The organism is Flavobacterium algicola (assembly GCF_022399565.1).
Lineage (GTDB): Bacteria > Bacteroidota > Bacteroidia > Flavobacteriales > Flavobacteriaceae > Flavobacterium > Flavobacterium algicola.
In genome coordinates, this window is sequence record NZ_JAJTUT010000003.1 from 630,667 (window position 1) to 650,751 (window position 20,085).

Consider the following 20,085-nt stretch of genomic DNA (forward strand, 5'->3'; position numbering starts at 1 on the left):
TGTGCAGTTATTTGCAGTACTTATTAGGTTGTTTCAAACAATTAATTCGCTATAACGGTTGATAATAATTTTTAATGCAGTAATTCCAATTCTTTTCGTTTTACTTCGTCAGTTTGTTTTTTTTGGGCCCAATAGGGTTCGTTAATGCTTTTTTTCAATGTAACTTCTGTAATCAACCCATCGCCATCATCTTCTGTCCAAGAAAGTATTTTGTACGGAAAAGCTTTTTCAACTTCGATAGAAAGTTTTCGATCATAGGACACATACTGAATGTTGTACTTTAATGTAATTGCTGTTTCGGTTTTGCTGATGGTAGCTTTGGTAGCTTCTAACTTTTTGTAAGCAAAGCGACTGTAAATAGTAGAAAAAATCATATCCACTTCGCCAAGAGGCAATTGTCCTTGATTGAGCCTTAAACGTGTCATTAATTCTTCTTCTAACATCGCTACCGGTATATCGTCTTCTGTATCACCATCAGCTTCAAAGTAAGAGAATTGTTGAGTATGGTATTTTTTGCCTTTTAGATTCAGCTGCGTATAGGTGTGACCGCACCATTCCTGAATGCTAGTACTCGATTTTAAAGTATTGGGATATTTTTGGGAATCTATTGGTGTAAAAGTCGAAGTTAAAATCGAATAATCATAAATACCTGTGGTGAATTTTCGAACATTATTTAATTTCATTACCGATACATTATCATTACCGGCATCCTCAGGTTTATCTAGTTTTACTTGTTTGCTGTTTGAGAAAGGTTCTGTAACAAAAACCAATACCACTTCGCCATTTCGAATCTCTCCATAACGCGATTGTTTTAAGTCATAACTATTTAGCTCTGCTTTTCCACTATACCAATAGTCATTGAACTGTTTGGTAGTAGGTGGAGTACTAGTTTGTGCTGTGGGTAGCTTCTCATCCTTTTTGCAAGCATACAAAGAAAATACAGTTAGTAAAAGCACTGTTAGTAGCTGGAGTTTTCTGCTTCTTAGTATCGATATCGTCATGGTGATAATTGAATTTGCTGTGATCATAATTTACTAATTTACAAAATATAAGTGAGTTATGATGTAGCGTGTAACTACTGCTAGCGGCTTTAGTTTTTAATTATTCAGATTTATCGGTTTTCTAAGATCCTTAATGGTGTTTATGGTACAGGTAGAACTCATTGAGTTTATACTTATCATCATAATTTGAGAACGTTAGAATCGTTACTAGTAGTAATACATTATACTTGATAAAATTACTGATCTTACGTAAGGGATAGGAGTAGAAATCCTTGTGGGGCGGGCATTTATACTCCACAAGATTGCAACGTATAGCCCGACCTGACCCGAAGCTTCGGGATTACGGAGGGTTACGCCCAAATTAGTCCTTTCACATATGCTATTATTTATTTGGCAGCAGTCCATAAAAAAACCACTTATGAAGTACATAAGTGGTTTACTATATAAGGTAGAGGTTCTACATTTTTTTCATTTGATCTTTCATCATTTTGATTTGATCTTTTAGCATGTTTTGTTTGTCAAGCCTTTTTGCTTCATTTAATAGGTTGGTTGCTTCTAGTTTACGTCTTCTAGTCATGGCTACACCAGCTAGGTTAAGTTTGGCAACGGCTAAATCCATGTCCATAGACAATCCCAATTCGATTGCTTTTTTGAAATACTTCTCTGCTTGTGTCAAATTAGTTTGAGAAAGCATGATACCGTGAAGGTAATTGAAGTATCCTTGTTGTTTTTGTACCAAAGCTGTTTCTGGATTCTTTATAAAGGACAACATTTTGGTTGCTCCTGGAAAATCTTGTTTTCTTAATTTTAAGAAGGCAAGTAGGATGAATTCATTTTTAAAATAAAAGAATATAGGGATGATAGAGAGAAGAATCAAGAAGATTCCGTTACCAATATTGTGTTCTGTAAATTGCCAAACGCTAGTAATTAAGATCAATCCAGCGATAATAAGTTTGATATTTTTGTGAAACATAAGTTTGTATGTATTTTTAAGTCCACAAAGATAGTAAAATCACTAGTATAGTAGCAAAACAATAGTCAAATCTATATAGTGACTGATTATGAGTACTTTTACTGTGTTTAAAGGCTGTTTTTGATTTCCAATTGAGTTTTGTAAGTGTATAATGTAGTTCGTTTGAAGGGGTAATAGTACCTAGTTAAAACATTATTAAAATATTTTTAATAAACTGCTTGGTAGAAAAAAAAGTCTTTGTATATTTGCACTCGGTTTCAAAAGAACAACAAGACATATAAATAAGATTTAAAGATACAAAGCAATGAGCAAAAGAACGTTTCAACCATCGAAAAGAAAAAGAAGAAATAAGCACGGATTTATGGACAGAATGGCTTCTGCGAATGGAAGAAAAGTTCTTGCTAGAAGAAGAGCTAAAGGAAGACATAAACTGACTGTATCTTCTGATCCAAGACACAAAAAATAATGTTTTAATTAACATGCATAAGGCGTTACTTTTTTTAGTATCGCCTTTTTTTATACCTAGTCGGGTAAATTTTAAAGAACTTGTTTATCTTTAGACCATTACCCGGAAAACATTTATAAAATCACACCTTAATTATATAAAAATGCCGAAAGACACATCGATTAAATCCGTTTTAATAATAGGTTCAGGTCCAATTGTAATTGGTCAAGCTTGTGAATTTGATTATGCAGGTTCTCAATCTGCACGATCTATTCGTGAGGAAGGGATAGAAGTTATCTTGATAAACTCTAACCCAGCTACTATTATGACCGATCCATCTATGGCGGATCATATTTATTTGAAGCCTTTAACTACTAAATCAATTATCGAAATCCTTAAAGAGCATCCTCAAATTGATGCTGTTTTACCTACAATGGGTGGACAAACGGCTTTAAACTTATGTTTGGAAGCTGATGAAAAAGGGATTTGGAATGATTTTGGAGTAAAAATGATTGGTGTTGATGTGAACGCCATTAATATTACCGAAGACAGAGAGCAGTTTAAACAATTGCTTAAAAGAATTGATGTGCCTACTGCACCTGCAGAAATTTGTACATCATACCTAAGAGGTAAAGAAATTGCTCAAGAATTTGGTTTCCCTTTAGTAATTCGTCCTTCATTTACTTTAGGAGGTACTGGAGCTTCTATCGTGTACAAACCAGAAGATTTTGATAGATTATTAACGCAAGGTCTTGAAGCTTCTCCAATTCACGAAGTATTGATTGACAAAGCGTTGATGGGATGGAAAGAATATGAACTAGAACTTTTAAGAGATAAAAATGACAACGTAGTGATTATCTGTTCGATCGAAAATATGGACCCAATGGGAATTCATACTGGAGATTCGATCACAGTAGCACCAGCGATGACATTGTCAGATACTACTTTCCAAAAATTACGTGATTACGCGATCTTAATGATGCGTAGTATCGGAAATTTTGCAGGAGGATGTAACGTGCAGTTTGCGGTATCACCAGACGAAAAAGAAGATATCGTTGCGATTGAAATCAATCCTCGTGTATCTCGTTCATCTGCCTTGGCTTCTAAAGCTACAGGGTACCCAATTGCTAAGATTGCAACCAAACTTGCTTTAGGATACAACTTAGATGAGTTGCAAAACCAAATTACAAAATCAACTTCGGCGTTGTTTGAACCAACATTGGATTACGTTATCGTAAAAATTCCACGTTGGAATTTTGATAAATTTGAAGGGTCTGACAGAACTTTAGGTTTGCAAATGAAATCGGTAGGTGAGGTTATGGGAATTGGACGTTCGTTCCAAGAAGCATTGCACAAAGCTACTCAATCATTAGAAATCAAGCGTAATGGTCTAGGAGCTGATGGAAAAGAGAATACCAACTACGAGCAAGTGATTGAAAAATTAACGTATGCAAGTTGGGATCGTGTATTCATTATATATGATGCAATCGCAATGGGTATTCCGTTGAGTCGTATCCATGAGATTACAAAAATCGATATGTGGTTCTTAAAACAATATGAAGAACTTTATACTACCGAAAAAGAAATTACCAAGTATACAATTGCCACTTTACCAAGAGAGTTGTTGTTGGAAGCGAAACAAAAAGGTTTTGCAGACAGACAAATCGCGCACATGATGAAATGTCTAGAAAGCGAAGTACACACTTTGCGTATGGACAAAAACATCAACCGTGTGTTCAAATTGGTAGATACGTGTGCAGCTGAATTTGAAGCAAAAACACCTTATTATTACTCAACTTTTGAGGCAGAAATCGAAAAAGCGGATGGTACTCGTTATGTAGATAACGAAAGTATTGTGACAGACAAAAAGAAAATCATCGTTCTAGGTTCAGGACCAAACCGTATTGGACAAGGAATCGAATTTGATTACTCTTGTGTACACGGAGTTTTGGCAGCCAAAGAATGTGGCTACGAAACCATCATGATCAACTGTAACCCTGAAACGGTTTCTACTGATTTTGATACAGCAGATAAATTATATTTCGAACCAGTTTTCTGGGAGCATATCTACGATATCATCCAACACGAAAAACCAGAAGGTGTCATTGTACAATTAGGTGGTCAAACAGCCCTAAAATTAGCTGAGAAACTATCTAAATACGGAGTAAAAATCATCGGAACTAGTTTTGATGCTTTGGATTTAGCGGAAGATAGAGGGCGTTTCTCTGACTTGTTAACCGAATTAGAAATTCCTTTCCCTCAGTTTGGAATTGCTGAAACAGCTGACGAAGCTTCTGCTCTTGCAGATACTTTAGATTTCCCATTATTGATTCGTCCTTCTTACGTATTAGGTGGTCAAGGAATGAAAATCGTAATCAACAAACAAGAATTAGAAGAGCATGTTGTGAACTTGCTAAAAACAATTCCTGGAAACAAATTGCTATTAGACCATTATCTTGATGGTGCGATCGAAGCAGAAGCAGATGCAATTTGCGACGGTGAAAACGTATACATCATCGGAATCATGGAGCATATCGAACCATGTGGAGTGCACTCTGGAGACAGTAACGCGACTTTACCTCCTTTCAACCTAGGAGAGTTTGTGATGCAACAAATAAAAGATCATACTAAGAAAATTGCTTTAGGATTGAAAACAGTTGGTTTAATCAACATTCAGTTTGCGGTTAAGGATGATGTAGTATATATCATCGAAGCCAATCCAAGAGCCTCTCGTACGGTTCCGTTTATTGCAAAAGCATATGGCGAGCCTTATGTAAACTATGCGACTAAAGTTATGTTGGGTCACAATAAAGTAACGGACTTTGACTTTAACCCACAGCTAAAAGGATACGCAATCAAGCAACCGGTTTTCTCTTTCAGCAAATTCCCAAATGTAAACAAAGCACTAGGGCCAGAGATGAAATCAACAGGAGAAAGCATCTTGTTTATTGATGACTTAAAAGACGACCAATTCTACGAATTGTACTCTAGAAGAAAAATGTACTTGAGTAAATAATTCACTCAAACTATAATACTTATAGGCTGTCCCACAAAGACAGCCTATTTTTTTGTGCTTATTTTTTTGGATTTTGAGAGCAGAAAGATCTGTTTTCAATGGGACAAATTTTTCCGCATCTGATTTTTGGGATGTTGGAAACTCTTGTGTCGCTATTGCTCTGGGTTAATCTCGAATTGGAAAAAAAGCATTTCGACAGGCTCAATGTGACAATCGTTATTTCGATTAAGTTTAGGTTTAAGTATTGATATTTGTGTATTTTCGACTTTATGCGGTTGAATATGACTTGAAATAAAAGCATTTCGACAGGCTCAATGTGACAATAGTAGTTTATTTTCTTTTGAACTTTATGTGGGGTATTAGTGTATTCGACTTAAGTTTGGATTTGGTTGCTTTCGACATTTTACGGTTGAACGCGACTGGAAGTAAAAGCATTTCGACAGGCTCAATGTGACAAACAATAGTATTTGATTTTCGTTTGAATATCAAGTTGGGTGTTTGCGTGTTTAGTTCAAATTTGGAGGTAGCTGTATTCAGTTGGAAGTAAAAGCATTTCGGCAGGCTCAATGTGACAATCGTTATTTCGATTAAGTTTAGGTTTTAGGTTGGGTATTTGCATATTTAGTTCAAATTTGACAATGGTTTTTTTCGACATTATGCGGTTGAACGCTACTTTAAAAAAAGCATTTCGACAGGCTCAATGTGACAATGTTATTTTATTTCCGTTTAGATTTTAGGATGGGTATTAGCGGGTTCAGTTCAAATTTGGAGATAGTTGTAGTCAATTGGAAGTAAAAGCATTTCGACAGGCTCAATGTGACAATGGTATTTTATTTTTGTTTAGATTTAGGATTGGTATCAGCGGGTTCAGTTCAAATTTGGAGATAGCTGTAGTTAATTGGAAGTAAAAGCATTTCGACAGGCTCAATGTGACAATCGTTATTTCGATTAAGTTTAAAGTATCGATATTAGTGTGTTTTCGACTTTATGTGGTTGAATATGACTTGAAATAAAAGCATTTCGACAGGCTCAATGTGACAGTTGTATTTTATTTTCGTTTGGATTTCAGATTGTGTGGTAGTGTGTTCAGATCAAATTTAGCTGTGGTTTTTTTCGACATTATGCGGTTGAACGCTACTTTAAAAAAAGTATTTCGGCAAGCTCAATATGACAATCGTTATTTCGATTAAGTTTAGGTTTAAGTATTGATATTTGTGTATTTTCGACTTTATGCGGTTGAATATCACTTGCAATAAAAGCATTTCGATAAGCTCAATGTGACAGCGGTTGTGGGATTTGCGACTAGTTTTAGTTTGGGATTATTATGGGATAAAATATCAATAGGAATGGGCTTTAGCCTGTTTTAAAGATGCGTTTGTGATTGGCTTTAGCCGAAATAGCTCTACGAGTGCACATTGATTTTATAAGTAAACATTTTTACAGTTCCCGATTTTTGGTGATTAAAAACTGATTTAAATAAAGAGAAATAAAAAAGCAATTGTACTTTTAATTAGACACATTCATTTAGTATTTTTGAAGTCTTTCAAACATAACAAAAACAACACCATAAATGAATATAACTTGGCACATAAAACCTTTTGAAGCTTTGACGGTAAATGAACTCTATGACATGCTGCAACTGCGCAGTGAAGTGTTTGTAGTGGAGCAAAACTGTGTGTATCTCGATCTAGATGGGAAAGACAAAAAAGGCTTGCATTTACTGGGAATATATGATGGTAAAATTGTGGCTTGCACACGACTATTCAAGCCTGGGATTTCATACGAATACGCGTCTATTGGGCGTGTGGTAGTCGCGCAAGAGTACCGCGATAAAAAATGGGGTCATGATTTAATGCGTGAATCTATTATAGGAATAGAAAATCATTATGGTGTAAGCCAAATAACCATTGGAGCGCAATTATACCTCAAAAAGTTCTATGAATCTCATGGTTTTGTGCAATCTAGTGAAATGTATCTTGAAGATGGTATTCCGCATATCCATATGAAAAAGGAATAATTAAGATGTATCTTTTAATGTGTTTTTTGCAAATCATTTTACATTTGAAAATGTTATTTTTGAAAGTACATTTGAAATAAATCGTTAACTAATCCGCTCACAAATTTTAATTTTAAAACATGAAAAAAACAATACTAGCATTCACTGTTCTTTTGTGCAGTAGCCTGCAGGCACAAGTAGTAGTTTGGAACCTTAAAAGTTTGGATAAAGCAAAAGTTGCCAATACAGAGGAAATTCGAACCATAGTTAAAACCGCTGATAAGAAATTAGGAGAAGCGATCACTACAGTTGTCGATAAAGAAATGACGCCTTCTAGCGGAGACAAGCATGATTACATGAGCATAGGGCGCTACTGGTGGCCCGATCCGACCAAAGCAGATGGCTTACCTTACATCAGGAAAGATGGTGTATCAAACCCTGAGATTGAAAAATTAGACCGTTACCCACTTGGTGATTTTGCCAAAAGTGTAGAAATTCTTTCTCTAGCGTATTACATCACGTCAGACGAAAAATATGCTCAAAAAGCAGTAGAAAATTTACGTATATGGTTTTTTAATGAGGGCACTAAAATGAATCCGAATATGAATTATGGACAAACAATTCCTGGTATTCGTAACGGATTGGGTAGAGGTGAAGGCGTTTTGGATACCTATTCTTTTTTAGAAATGCTGGATGGCGTTGAACTGCTTAAAAAATCAAAGTCATTTACATCTGCTGATCAAATTGCAGTGAAGGAATGGTTTACAGCTTATGTCAATTGGTTGCTAACAGCGCCTGTAGCCAAAGAAGAGCAAGAAGCAAAAAACAATCATGGTACAGCATTTGATATTCAGCTAGCCCGTTACGCACTATTTATAGGTAACGAAGATCTAACAAGAAAAATAGTTTCAGATTTTCCACAAAATAGATTGTTTAGCCAAATTCAGCCCGATGGCTCGCAGCCGTTAGAGCTGGAGAGAACGACCGCTTTTGGTTATTCGACCTTTAATTTGACCCACTTTTTGGACATGCGACAAATAGGTTTATTAGTTGATATAGATTTGCTAGATGCTAAGTCAGAAGACGGAAGAAGCATTTTTAAAGCAATCGATTTTTTAGTACCTTTTACAGGAAAGTCTCAATCGGCTTTTCCGTATAAACAGATTAAAGATTGGGAAGAGGTACAAGAAAAACTATACTGGCAATTGTATCGAGTTGATCAAATGGTGTCAAAACCAAAATACAAGAAGTACTATCAAACAAAATTAAAAACGGCTAAGAAGAATACCGATTCTATTTTATACTAAAAAAAGCAAAGCCCCGAAATTTTCGGGGCTTTGCTTTTTTTAATCAATTACTAAAGAACGAATTGTTTTTCCGGTGTAATCGTCTTCGCTATCGGAGTAGAAATAGAAATAGGCTTTTTGAGAATCAATTGTGTATTTATAGTTTCTTAAGGTCGTAGTAGTACTGCTTGATTTGGTGTAATCAGTGCCGTATTTTGCAATTACCTGCGTCATTGTCGCAGTAGCAAGGTCTAATTTCCATTCGTTTCCAATTTCGTAAGGATACTTGGTGTAGTAGACTTTTGTAATTCCATCCGTTTGCAAGGCATAAAAGTTGCTAGTATTTACTTTGGCAACTGTAACAAGCTTGGAACTTTTGATTACAATAAAACTAATTCCTTTGGAAGGATATTCCCAGTTTTCGACTGGAGTAGTTCCGGCTAAGTCCGTTTTTACTTCAGCTTCACCGAGCAATCTTAGGATTTTATCTGAAGTATCAACATTAATGGTGATTCCTTCTGCCGTTTTGAAATTTAAAATTCCATGTGATGCAAAATTCACGTCAACAGATTTTGTTTTAGTAGATGAATTATTCTTTAGTTCTGCGTAAACTACTGCCGAAGTTGGAGCAGTACTTGATACTTCATAGGTCGTAGTTGACAGTTTGGTGATTTTAATTTTACTGTTGGAAGACGTTAAATTCACATCTGTATATCCTGTTCCATCAACTGTAATAGTGATTGGTTGGTCGATAAAAACATCTGTTTTATTAGTTGTCATGGCGGTAAATGTCACCTCTGGGGCAGCATCTTCGCCAGAAGAACAAGAGGCTAAAAAAAGTACTGCTAGACCTAGCGAGAGCAATCGATTGGTAATTTTCATTTTTAGGGGTTGTGGTTAATAGTGTTGTAAACGTACTTTCTTTATAAGGGAGATACAATACCCACTTTTGGTGATATTAACAAGTTTATTCAGGTGACTAAATGTGTGGTTGTTTTGAAAATAAGAATGTAATAGATAGCCCTAATTGAGGCGTTATCCTCATAGTCCTAAACGGTACGTGATGGATGAAAATGAGGTAATCTGGGACGGAGAGATATAGCCGAAAGTAGGAGGGATCGTTGTTTTGAAAATGAATTCGTTCTGCTCCTAATAATGGCTAGCAAATGTGATACTGACATTTATCATGTTTTAAACGGAGTTGATTATCGAAATTTGTTCCGCTAAATGATTAATTTAAATATAGAACGAATGATAAATACTAAATCTCCTCACAGTTTTCACATTCCAGTTATGGGTTTGGGTTATACTATTGATAGCCCGATTCGGGTAGCACATTACGGAATTTCATCAGTGGTTTCTATTGTCGATGATGATTTAATCGAAAAGATGAATCGTCACTACAGTCAGAAATTCAATTTGAAATACAAAGAGATTACTCAAAAAATGCAGGATTATCGTGCCGAGAGGGTAACGGCATATTTGAATCTGATGGATACAATTGTAAAGCAAAAATTCAATGACTTTAAACAAGATTTGGCCGAAAGTAAAGTAGTTTTGACCAATTATTTGGATATGTTGCCACAAACATCTGACTTGAAAATTGGACTTCAAAACCTGATGGATGAGGGAAAAGATGCCATTATAAATTATCTCGAAAACCATTTGACTCCCGGTGCGATTGATGTAAATATCATGACCAAAGTTGATAAGGATAATTTTGATAAAGATGAGCAACTGCCAATAGAATTTAACGATGCGCATGCTTCATTGCGTGGTTTTGCAAACAGCAATTTGTCTTCATCAGTGATTTTATCTGCAGGTATGAACCCTAGATTATACAGCTATTTTGAGAATTTTGATTGTTTTTATCCGAATGAGAAAGATGAATTAGGAAAAAAAATAGTTTTGAAGGTAAGTGATTTTCGATCGGCTATGATTCAAGGAAATTTTTTGGCCAAAAAAGGATTATGGGTTTCTGAATACCGTATTGAATCGGGCTTAAATTGTGGTGGACATGCATTTGCTACTGAAGGTTTACTGCTAGGACCCATTTTGGAGGAATTTAAAGAAAAGAAATCGCAGCTGATTCAATCTGCACACGAACTGATGGTGAAAGCCTTGACTATAAAAGGTAAGCATTTTCCAGATCAGCCGTTAGAACTTTTGATTACTGCTCAAGGTGGAGTAGGAACGGCTCAAGAACATGATTTTTTACTGGAGCAGTACCAATTGGATTCTATTGGCTGGGGATCTCCATTTCTATTAGTTCCTGAGGCGACTTCTGTAGATCCTGAAACAAGATTATTGCTAGCGAAAGCGAAAGAGTCTGATTTTTATCTAAGTAATATTTCGCCATTAGGAATTCCGTTTAATGCGGTCAAAGGAACTACAAATGAGTTTTACAAGCAAAAACGCATCGATGAAGAAGTGGCAGGAAGTTCTTGCCCAAAAAAGTTCTTGGCATTGAGCAAAGAATACGGTGCAAAAGGCATGTGTTCGGCATCAAAAAAGTACCAAGATTTAAAATTAGAAGAATTAGAAGCTCAAAAGGAAAGCTTATCTCCAGAAACGTTTGAAAAACGTAAAATAACAATTACAGATAAATCCTGCTTGTGTGTAGGACTTGCTAATGCTTCGTACCTTGAAAATGATATTGCCATCAAGGGACAAAAACAAGGAGTAGTTGTATGTCCTGGACCAAACCTTGCTTATTTTGATCATGAAGTCTCATTACATGATATGGTTGGACATATATATGGGCATACTTCTGTATTGACCGAACCTAATCGTCCAAACTTATTTATCAATGAATTAAAGATGTACGTTGATTATTTACGAAATGAAATTGCTGATTTTTCTGAAACAATTTCTGCTGGACAGGTAAAAAAATGGAAAACATTTAAGCAGAATATGCTTAGTGGCGTTCAGTACTACCAGGATTTGTTTAAGAATGCTAGTGTATTACCAGAGAATAATAAGCAAACGATACAACAATTGTATTTCTACGAAGGACTTTTGCAAGAAATTGAAATTCCAGAACTAGCGCAAGCATCTTAGTAGCAACGATACAGAAATAAAAAGCCATTAAAAAATAAGGTAATTGAGCATAAAACTGCTCAGCATGCTTATTTTTTAATGGTTTTTTTATATAAAGCAAATCATAATTTAATCGGCCATTTTTTGTAACCCTTTCAAATCTTTTAGAATAATTTTTTTACCATCTAATTCTATTAAATTTAATTTTTTAAAATCGGATAATAGTCGAATGCAACTTTCGGTAGCAGTACCTATCATTCCGCCAAGTTCATCTCGAGACAGCTGAATGTGTAGTGATCCATCGTCATTTTTTCCAAATTGTGATTCTAGATAGAGTAATGTCTCTGCTAATCTTGCTTTTACAGATTTTTGAGCCATAGAGACTGTATGATCATCTGCATCTTTTAAATCTCCGCAAATGCTTTTCATTACATTCATTGAGAACTTATTATTATTATCAAAGAAGCCTAAGATTTCGGTTTTTGGAATAAAACAAACTTCCATATCCTCTAGTGCAACTGCACTCAAATTAGCTGGCTCATCACTTATCATGGAGCGTTGTCCCAATAATTCACCTGGTTTCATTAATTTGACAATTTGATCTTTACCATTGGCACTTAGTTTGGATAATTTACAAACGCCGGCCTTTATACAATAAATTCCATTGACAGCTTCACCCTCTTCAAATAAAAGTTGTCCTTTTTTAACACTATAAGATGTTTTGCAGTCAGCAATTTGCAAAAGTTCATTTTTATTCAACGCCTTAAGGGAGCTGAATTCTCTAACGATACATTGTTCACATTTGCTCATTACCTGGTGTTTTATTGTTTGATTCTCAAAATTAACAATTTATATGACAAATGTCATAGTTTGCACAACAATCATTGAGGAACTTTGCAGCAGGTAAATGAGTAAATTATGGATACATTAAATTGTTTCCATTGTGGATTAGAGATTATAAAAGAAGATGAGATTGTTTTTGATGATAAAAGTTTTTGTTGCAGCGGTTGTAAAACCGTGTACGAAATCTTTTCTGTCAATGATATGACCTGCTATTATGATTTTGAAAATTCCCCTGGAGCAACCCCCTTAGACATTCAAGGCAAGTATGACTTTTTGGACAATGACCAAATCGTTTCTAAATTATTAGAATTTGAAGAAGACCAAACCGCAATCGTTTCACTGAGTATTCCGCATATTCATTGTAGCTCCTGTATTTGGATTCTAGAGAACTTACAAAGATTAGAAAAAGGAATTAACAGTTCACAAGTTAATTTCAATCAAAAAACAGTACGTATAGTTTACGATAAAACTGCTGTAAGTTTAAAATCCATTGTGCTTTTACTAAGTAGAATAGGTTATGAGCCCTACATAACTCTTGAGAATTATGAGACAGGAGAGAATAATATAGACAGAAGTTTGACCTACAAGTTAGGGGTAGCATTCTTTTGTTTCGGAAATATAATGTTACTTTCTTTTCCAGAATATTTCGAATTAGGAGAATTTTGGCTAGATACCTATAAACCTTTCTTTAGAGGGTTAATTTTTGTATTGTCTTTGCCTTCCTTTTTATATTCTGCAAGTGGCTATTATGTTTCAGCTTATAAAAGTATCAAATCAGGTTTGCTTAATATCGATGTCCCTATTGCACTTGGAATCATTGTTATGTTTGTGCGTAGCGCAGTCGATATTGGTTTTGACTACGGATCTGGCTTTTTTGATAGCTTAACTGGACTAATATTCTTTATGCTTTTGGGGAAATCATTCCAAATGAAGACTTATAAGTTTTTGAATTTTGAAAGAGATTTTAAATCTTATTTTCCGATTGCGATAACTAAAATAGGAGAGGGACTTAAAGAGGAAAATATCCCAGTATATGAAATAGAAAAAGGTGACCGTCTTTTAATTCGAAATCAAGAGTTAATTCCGGTGGACGGATTATTGATGAGCGAGAGTGCTTCTATTGATTACAGTTTTGTGACAGGAGAAGCTGTTCCTGTAACAAAAAAAGTAGGCGATAAAATTTTTGCAGGTGGAAAGCAAATGGGGAAAGTAATCGAAATGCAGGTTTTACATTCTGTCTCTCAAAGTTATTTAACGCAACTGTGGAGTAATGATGTTTTTCAGAAAACGGTAGATCAAAGACATAAGAGTATTACTGATACTATTAGCCGATATTTCACCCCTTTATTACTACTGATCGCGTTTGCATCCTTTGGTTATTGGATATTTATTGATACCAAAACGGCATTCAATGTCTTTACAGCGGTGTTGATTGTGGCCTGTCCTTGTGCTTTGGCTTTGACCGCACCTTTCACAGTGGGTAATATTCTACGCATTGTGGGCAAGCAAAAGTTTTATCTCAAAAATGCTTTGGTGATTGAACAACTAGCTGCGGTCGACACAATAGTATTCGATAAAACAGGAACGATTACAACCAATAAAAAAGCAGCTATTACCTATCATGGTCAAGTAGCTACTAGTGATCAACTAGATTTAATAAAAAACGGGCTACGAGCTTCTAACCATCCTTTAAGTCGAATGTTGTATGAATCGTTACCTGAGAATAAAATCCTTAAGGTTGATAATTTTGAAGAAGTAGTAGGAAAAGGGATTCAGGTAACCATGAAAGGAATTTTAGTTAAAATGGGATCGGCCGCTTTTTGTGAGCTAAATTCGATTGAGGAAAGTCAAAATTCGATTAAATATACTTCAGTCCATATTCAAATTGATGGTCACTATCTAGGTTATTATGAATTTAAAAATCAGTATCGTGATGGATTGGAAAAACTTTTTGTGAATTTAAAATCCAAATATGAATTAAAAGTTCTCTCGGGAGACAATGAAGGAGAAAGAGCAACTTTGGAAAATCTTTTACCGAAAGGTACCGAATTAATTTTTAATCAAAAACCAGACGAAAAGCTTCAGTTTATTAAAAAATTGCAAGATTTGGGTAAAAATGTGATGATGGTAGGGGATGGACTTAACGATGCAGGTGCTTTGGCACAAAGCAATATCGGAATTTCAATTTCTGAAAATGTGAACGTTTTCTCTCCCGCTTGTGATGGAATTCTCGAAGCTAATGAATTTAAGAAATTGAATTACTTTTTAAAATTATCAAAAAAATCAATGTTGGTAATCAAAATGAGTTTTGGTCTGTCATTACTCTACAATGTTGTAGGTCTCTCATTTGCAGTTACAGGTAATTTACTGCCGCTTGTTGGGGCTATCTTGATGCCGTTGAGCACAATTACAATTGTAAGCTTCGTAACTGTGATGACCAACTACTATGCGAAGAAAACCAAGCGGTAAATTTTAGTTCTTTTTTATGAAGTATGATAAATGTCATATTTAATACAAGGGACAAAGTCTAATTTTGTTAACACAAATTTAAGGTATGAGTGTCATTTATATATTAATCTCCATCAGTATAATTATCGCTATTGGTTTCTTTATTGCGTTTATACGTGCGGTAAAAACAGGCCAGTATGATGATGATTACACACCCTCTGTCAGAATGCTCTTTGACGACGAACTAAAAGTTGAAAATCCAAAACCAAAACAAATAACAGAAGAAAAACAAAATTAATTATGGAAATGCAACAATTTTATTACGATAACAAAATTGTAAAGAAATTCATTTATGCTACTATCCTATTTGGTGTAGTAGGAATGACAGTAGGGCTATTGGTGGCCTTCTTGTATCTTTTTCCTAACCTAACAGACGGAATAGCGTGGTTAAGTTATGGGAGATTGAGACCTTTACATACCAACGCAGTTATTTTTGCCTTTGTAGGAAATGCTTTTTTTGCAGGAATGTATTATTCTATGCAGCGTTTGCTGAAAGCAAGGATGTACAGTGATTTTTTGAGTAATCTTCACTTCTGGGGATGGCAATTAATTATTCTGGCAGCTGCAATTACATTGCCATTAGGATACAGTAGTTCTAAAGAATATGCTGAGTTAGAGTGGCCTATTGATATTGCAATAACTATAATTTGGGTAGTTATGGGAATCAATATGATAGGAACAATGATTAAACGAAGAGAGCGTCACTTATATGTAGCTATCTGGTTTTACTTGGCAACCTTTGTAACTATTGCAGTGCTGCATATTTTTAACAATTTAGAGTTACCTGTTTCTGCTTGGAAAAGTTATTCTGTATACGCAGGGGTTCAAGATGCATTGGTACAGTGGTGGTACGGTCATAATGCCGTGGCATTTTTCTTGACAACACCATTTTTAGGATTAATGTATTATTACGTTCCTAAGGCGGCAAACCGTCCTGTGTATTCTTACCGTTTATCAATTGTTCACTTTTGGTCTTTAATATTTATCTACATTTGGGCAGGACCCCACCATTTATTGTATTCTGCTTTACCAAACTGGGCTCAGAATTTAGGTGTTGTTTTTTCTATAATGTTATTAGCTCCATCTTGGGGAGGTATGATCAACGGTTTATTAACCTTACGTGGTGCTTGGGATAAAGTACGTACAGATCCTGTTCTAAAATTCTTTGTTGTAGCGATTACAGGTTATGGTATGGCTACTTTTGAAGGACCAATGTTGTCTCTTAAAAATGTAAATGCAATTGCGCATTTTACAGACTGGATTATTGCACACGTTCACGTAGGAACATTAGCATGGAATGGTTTTATGACATTTGGTATGATCTATTGGTTGATACCAAGAATGACAAAAAGCAAGTTGTATTCTATTAAATTAGCCAACGTTCACTTCTGGATCGGAACATTGGGTATTATCTTATATTGCTTACCAATGTATGTAGCAGGTTTTCTACAAGCTTCTATGTGGAAACAATTTAATCCTGACGGAACTTTAACTTATGGTAACTTTCTAGAAACTGTTACGCAAATTATGCCGATGTACTTAATGCGTGCAGTTGGAGGATCATTGTACTTAATTGGAATGTTTGTTTTACTTTATAACATTGTTCAAACAGTGCGTAAAGGAGAATCTATCGAAGATGAATTAGCAGAAGCTCCTGCCTTAGTTCGAATGAGCAAAGGTAGAGTAAAAGGCGAAAAATTACACCCATGGTTAGAAAGAAAACCTATTCAATTAACAATCTTAGCGACTGTAGCGATTTTAATTGGAGGTGTGATTCAGATTGTACCAACCTTGATGATAAAATCAAATATCCCAACAATAGCAAGTGTCAAACCTTATTCACCATTAGAATTAGAAGGTCGTGATTTATACATACGTGAAGGTTGTGTAGGTTGTCACTCTCAAATGGTGCGTCCTTTCCGTTCTGAAGTAGAGCGTTATGGTCCGCAATCAAAGGCAGGAGAGTTTGTATACGATCATCCATTTTTATGGGGATCAAAACGTACAGGTCCAGATTTATTAAGGGTGGGTAAGAAATACAATGACAACTGGCATTTCAATCATTTCTGGAATCCTCAAAGTATTTCTGCTGGTTCTATTATGCCAGGCTACAAATGGTTGTTTGATAACAAACCAATGGATATTTCGCTGACACAAAAGAAAATGGAAGCAATGGTTACTCTTGGAGTTCCATACACGGATGCTCAAGTTGCAAATGGTCTCAAAGATCTAAGAGCACAAGCAATCCAGATCGAAGAAAATTTGAAAAATGACCCTGACTTTGTAAAAAGTTATGAGGAAAGTAAGAAGAAAGCAGCAGCTAGAGGAGAGGACTTTGTTCCTATGAACGAAAGAGAAATTGTTGCTTTGATTGCTTACATTCAAAGATTAGGTACTGATATTAAGGTAAAAGATAACAAATAAAAACATAGTTATGTTCGAACAAATCAAACACAATATGGAAACGATAAATGGGGTATCAATTTACCCCATCTTATCGCTACTAATATTCTTTTTCTTCTTTGTTGGCTTGGCCTTTTGGGTGATTTCGTATAAAAAAGAAAAGATAGAGGAGCTGAGTAATATGCCTCTAGACGATAAAATATAAATATAATTTCAAAAATTAAATGTGATGAAAAAAATAATTCCAAACTATCTAAGAGTACTTCTAATCTTCTTTTTGATTTTTGGTGCAATGGAATTTTTTATAGACTCGGGAGATCGTCCTGCGTTTGTGAAGTATCCCATGGTCATAGTGTTTTTATTAGTCTTCCTGTTTCTTTTAATTGCTATCGAAATCACTATAAGTGCTATAGACAATATAACTTATAATCTACTTACAGAGGAAGAAAAAGCAAAACAGGCAGAAGAAGATCAATTATCGATAAAAGACAAAGCATGGTATAAGAATATGATGCAAAAGCTGACTCGCACCGAGCCTATTGAAAGCGAAGAAGCAATTGTTTTGGATCATGATTACGATGGTATTAAAGAGTTGGATAATAATTTACCACCATGGTGGGTCTATCTATTTTATGCAAGTATTGTTTTTGCGGCTGTATATTTTGTACGCTTCCAAGTGATGGGAGGAGATAACCAAGAAATGGAATTACAAAAAGAATTGGCTCAAGCCAAAATCGATGTAGCCGAATACATGAAAACAGCGCCCGATATGATGGACGAGAAAACAGTAACACTATTAACAGATCCAGAAAGTTTGGCTATTGGTAAAACCATTTTCACTACCAATTGTGCAGCTTGTCACAGAGCAGATGCAGGAGGACAAATTGGACCTAACTTAACCGATGATAATTGGATTTTAGGTGGCGGAATAAAAAATATTTTTCACACTCTTGTAAATGGAGGTAGAGACGGTAAGGGGATGATTGCTTGGAAAGGGACACTAAAACCGAAAGAGATGCAAAAAGTAGCTAGTTATATTATCTCACTTAGAGGAAGTAACCCAGTTGATCCAAAAGCTCCAGATGGAGAAATATGGATTGAAGAAGCTGCAGAGGTAGCAAAATAATACTGAAATAAATACCAAATACAATGTCAAATTTACCCAACGAAGCTTTCAGAGATACCATCGGTACTATTGATGATCAAGGAAAAAGAAAATTCATTTTCCCCAAAAAGCCGTCGGGTAAGTTTTATGAGTATCGCAAGTGGGTGAGCTATCTTTTATTAGTTATACTGGTAGCCAACCCCTTTGTGAAAATTAATGGCAACCAATTTATGTTGTTCAATATATTAGAGCGTCGCTTTAATATCTTCGGTTTTCCATTTTGGCCACAAGACTTTTACATCTTTGTATTGTTTATGATTGTGGGAGTGGTATTTGTAATTTTATTTACTGTTATTTTTGGACGTATTTTTTGTGGATGGATTTGCCCGCAGACTATTTTTCTCGAAATGGTTTTTAGACGAATAGAATATTGGATCGAAGGTGATAGGGGAGCTCAAATAAGATTGTCAAAACAAGAATGGAATGCTGATAAAATTAAGAAGAAAGGTTTCAAGTGGTTTTTATTTCTACTTATTTCATTTGCCATAGCAAATGTGTTTTTAGCCTACATCATTGGTAGTGATGCACTCTTCCAAATGATCGAGGACGGACCGCTAGAGCATTTAAGCACCATTATTTCGTTATCTATTTTCACGGGAGTCTTTTATTTCATCTTCGTTTGGTTTAGAGAGCAGGTATGTATTATAGCTTGTCCTTATGGTCGTTTGCAGGGTGTTCTATTAGATAACAAATCAATCAATGTCGCATACGATTTTGTACGTGGTGAAAAGGAAGAAGGTAGAGCTAAATTTAATAAACAAGAGGACAGAGCTGAAACTGGCAAAGGAGATTGCATTGATTGCAAACAGTGCGTTAATGTATGTCCTACAGGTATTGATATTCGCAATGGAACACAGTTAGAATGTGTAAATTGTACTGCATGTATTGATGAGTGTGATGTAATAATGGAAAGTGTCGGTCTACCAAAAGGGTTGATTCGATACGCTTCTGAAGATGAAATTGAGAAAAAAACACCTTTTAAATTCACTGCCAGAATGAAAGGATACACCGCTGTTCTCGGAATTTTGATAGGAATCTTAATTGGAATTTTGTTTTTACGAAATGATGTTGAAGCTACAATTTTACGCCTTCCTGGACAGTTGTACCAGCACAAGGGCGAAAATATAAGTAACATTTATACCTTCAAAATAATCAATAAAACACACAATGATTTTCAAAATGTACATTTCAAATTAGTAGGTATAAAAGGAGATTTGAATGTAGTAGGAAACACCGCATTTAAAGTTCCGAAACAAGGCATGAGCAGTGGAACTTTATTTATTGAAATCAATCAATATATTTTGGAAAGTGAAAGAACTAATTTAAATATTGAAGTTTTCGAAGGTGATAAAAAGATAGAGACGACTACAACCAGTTTTCTAAGCCCGAGAAGTTTTGATTAATAAATAA

The 20,085-nt window shown here is 35.2% G+C and carries 15 protein-coding genes; 11 read left to right on the plus strand and 4 right to left on the minus strand.

Translation table 11 applies throughout. The features are described 5' to 3' along the window. Positions 1–71: 71 nt before the first annotated feature. Both LXH21_RS13465 and LXH21_RS13470 read right to left on the minus strand, forming a co-directional pair. Positions 72–1,028: a septum formation inhibitor Maf gene (locus LXH21_RS13465; RefSeq protein ID WP_239866755.1), complete on the minus strand. Its 957-nt coding sequence runs from the start codon at positions 1,026–1,028 to the stop codon at positions 72–74. A gap of 430 nt (positions 1,029–1,458) precedes the next feature. Next, on the minus strand, positions 1,459–1,974 hold the full coding sequence (locus LXH21_RS13470; RefSeq protein WP_239866757.1) for a DUF2892 domain-containing protein: 516 nt from the start codon (positions 1,972–1,974) through the stop codon (positions 1,459–1,461). 304 nt (positions 1,975–2,278) lie between these two features. On the opposite strand from LXH21_RS13470, the gene rpmH reads away from it, so the two are divergent. The 4 genes from rpmH (at position 2,279) to LXH21_RS13490 (ending at position 8,738) form a co-directional block, all read left to right on the plus strand. Further along, positions 2,279–2,440, plus strand: a complete 162-nt coding sequence (rpmH, locus tag LXH21_RS13475) for a 50S ribosomal protein L34 (RefSeq protein WP_239866767.1) — start codon at positions 2,279–2,281, stop codon at positions 2,438–2,440. Between the two features lie 142 nt (positions 2,441–2,582). Beyond that, positions 2,583–5,435, plus strand: a complete 2,853-nt coding sequence (gene carB / locus LXH21_RS13480) for a carbamoyl-phosphate synthase large subunit (RefSeq protein WP_239866776.1) — start codon at positions 2,583–2,585, stop codon at positions 5,433–5,435. 1,570 nt (positions 5,436–7,005) lie between these two features. Then, positions 7,006–7,452 (plus strand): GNAT family N-acetyltransferase, encoded by a 447-nt coding sequence (locus tag LXH21_RS13485; protein WP_239866778.1) that lies wholly within the window; start codon positions 7,006–7,008, stop codon positions 7,450–7,452. A 119-nt stretch (positions 7,453–7,571) separates the two neighbouring features. After that, on the plus strand, positions 7,572–8,738 hold the full coding sequence (locus LXH21_RS13490; protein WP_239866780.1) for an alginate lyase family protein: 1,167 nt from the start codon (positions 7,572–7,574) through the stop codon (positions 8,736–8,738). A gap of 39 nt (positions 8,739–8,777) precedes the next feature. Here the strand turns inward: LXH21_RS13490 and LXH21_RS13495 are convergent, their stop codons facing one another. Continuing rightward, a complete protein-coding gene (locus LXH21_RS13495) occupies positions 8,778–9,599 on the minus strand; it encodes a hypothetical protein (RefSeq protein WP_239866783.1) in 822 nt (273 codons plus the stop codon). Between the two features lie 369 nt (positions 9,600–9,968). Between LXH21_RS13495 and LXH21_RS13500 the strand changes: the two genes are divergently transcribed. Then, positions 9,969–11,777, plus strand: coding sequence for a hypothetical protein (locus LXH21_RS13500; protein WP_239866787.1), 1,809 nt, complete (start codon positions 9,969–9,971; stop codon positions 11,775–11,777). A 108-nt stretch (positions 11,778–11,885) separates the two neighbouring features. Here the strand turns inward: LXH21_RS13500 and LXH21_RS13505 are convergent, their stop codons facing one another. Further along, positions 11,886–12,566 carry a Crp/Fnr family transcriptional regulator gene (locus tag LXH21_RS13505; RefSeq protein WP_239866792.1) on the minus strand — a complete coding sequence of 227 codons (681 nt, stop codon included), beginning with the start codon at positions 12,564–12,566 and terminating at the stop codon, positions 11,886–11,888. A 108-nt stretch (positions 12,567–12,674) separates the two neighbouring features. Here LXH21_RS13505 and LXH21_RS13510 point away from each other — a divergent pair, with 108 nt between their 5' ends. The 6 genes from LXH21_RS13510 to ccoG all read left to right on the plus strand — a co-directional run bounded on the left by LXH21_RS13510 (position 12,675) and on the right by ccoG (position 20,078). Then, on the plus strand, positions 12,675–15,068 hold the full coding sequence (locus tag LXH21_RS13510; RefSeq protein ID WP_239866794.1) for a heavy metal translocating P-type ATPase: 2,394 nt from the start codon (positions 12,675–12,677) through the stop codon (positions 15,066–15,068). Between the two features lie 85 nt (positions 15,069–15,153). Then, positions 15,154–15,345 carry a cbb3-type cytochrome oxidase assembly protein CcoS gene (ccoS, locus tag LXH21_RS13515; RefSeq protein ID WP_239866797.1) on the plus strand — a complete coding sequence of 64 codons (192 nt, stop codon included), beginning with the start codon at positions 15,154–15,156 and terminating at the stop codon, positions 15,343–15,345. Between the two features lie 2 nt (positions 15,346–15,347). Continuing rightward, positions 15,348–17,531, plus strand: coding sequence for a cytochrome-c oxidase, cbb3-type subunit I (gene ccoN / locus LXH21_RS13520; protein WP_239866800.1), 2,184 nt, complete (start codon positions 15,348–15,350; stop codon positions 17,529–17,531). A 10-nt stretch (positions 17,532–17,541) separates the two neighbouring features. Next, on the plus strand, positions 17,542–17,715 hold the full coding sequence (locus LXH21_RS13525) for a CcoQ/FixQ family Cbb3-type cytochrome c oxidase assembly chaperone (protein ID WP_239866802.1): 174 nt from the start codon (positions 17,542–17,544) through the stop codon (positions 17,713–17,715). 24 nt (positions 17,716–17,739) lie between these two features. Beyond that, positions 17,740–18,636 (plus strand): cbb3-type cytochrome c oxidase N-terminal domain-containing protein, encoded by an 897-nt coding sequence (locus tag LXH21_RS13530; RefSeq protein ID WP_239866803.1) that lies wholly within the window; start codon positions 17,740–17,742, stop codon positions 18,634–18,636. Positions 18,637–18,659: 23 nt separating this feature from the next. Further along, positions 18,660–20,078: a cytochrome c oxidase accessory protein CcoG gene (gene ccoG / locus LXH21_RS13535; RefSeq protein ID WP_239866805.1), complete on the plus strand. Its 1,419-nt coding sequence runs from the start codon at positions 18,660–18,662 to the stop codon at positions 20,076–20,078. Positions 20,079–20,085: the final 7 nt, after the last annotated feature.

What these genes read in the sequence shown, in the direction of transcription:
- LXH21_RS13510 (WP_239866794.1), top strand. Translation starts at nt 12,675, where the DNA reads ATGGATACATTAAATTGTTTCCATTGTGGATTAGAGATTATAAAAGAA.
- ccoS (WP_239866797.1), top strand. Translation starts at nt 15,154, where the DNA reads ATGAGTGTCATTTATATATTAATCTCCATCAGTATAATTATCGCTATT.
- LXH21_RS13530 (WP_239866803.1), top strand. Translation starts at nt 17,740, where the DNA reads ATGAAAAAAATAATTCCAAACTATCTAAGAGTACTTCTAATCTTCTTT.
- LXH21_RS13470 (WP_239866757.1), bottom strand. Translation starts at nt 1,974, where the DNA reads ATGTTTCACAAAAATATCAAACTTATTATCGCTGGATTGATCTTAATT.
- rpmH (WP_239866767.1), top strand. Translation starts at nt 2,279, where the DNA reads ATGAGCAAAAGAACGTTTCAACCATCGAAAAGAAAAAGAAGAAATAAG.
- LXH21_RS13485 (WP_239866778.1), top strand. Translation starts at nt 7,006, where the DNA reads ATGAATATAACTTGGCACATAAAACCTTTTGAAGCTTTGACGGTAAAT.
- LXH21_RS13525 (WP_239866802.1), top strand. Translation starts at nt 17,542, where the DNA reads ATGTTCGAACAAATCAAACACAATATGGAAACGATAAATGGGGTATCA.
- LXH21_RS13500 (WP_239866787.1), top strand. Translation starts at nt 9,969, where the DNA reads ATGATAAATACTAAATCTCCTCACAGTTTTCACATTCCAGTTATGGGT.
- LXH21_RS13495 (WP_239866783.1), bottom strand. Translation starts at nt 9,599, where the DNA reads ATGAAAATTACCAATCGATTGCTCTCGCTAGGTCTAGCAGTACTTTTT.
- LXH21_RS13490 (WP_239866780.1), top strand. Translation starts at nt 7,572, where the DNA reads ATGAAAAAAACAATACTAGCATTCACTGTTCTTTTGTGCAGTAGCCTG.
- LXH21_RS13505 (WP_239866792.1), bottom strand. Translation starts at nt 12,566, where the DNA reads ATGAGCAAATGTGAACAATGTATCGTTAGAGAATTCAGCTCCCTTAAG.
- ccoG (WP_239866805.1), top strand. Translation starts at nt 18,660, where the DNA reads ATGTCAAATTTACCCAACGAAGCTTTCAGAGATACCATCGGTACTATT.
- carB (WP_239866776.1), top strand. Translation starts at nt 2,583, where the DNA reads ATGCCGAAAGACACATCGATTAAATCCGTTTTAATAATAGGTTCAGGT.
- ccoN (WP_239866800.1), top strand. Translation starts at nt 15,348, where the DNA reads ATGGAAATGCAACAATTTTATTACGATAACAAAATTGTAAAGAAATTC.
- LXH21_RS13465 (WP_239866755.1), bottom strand. Translation starts at nt 1,028, where the DNA reads ATGATCACAGCAAATTCAATTATCACCATGACGATATCGATACTAAGA.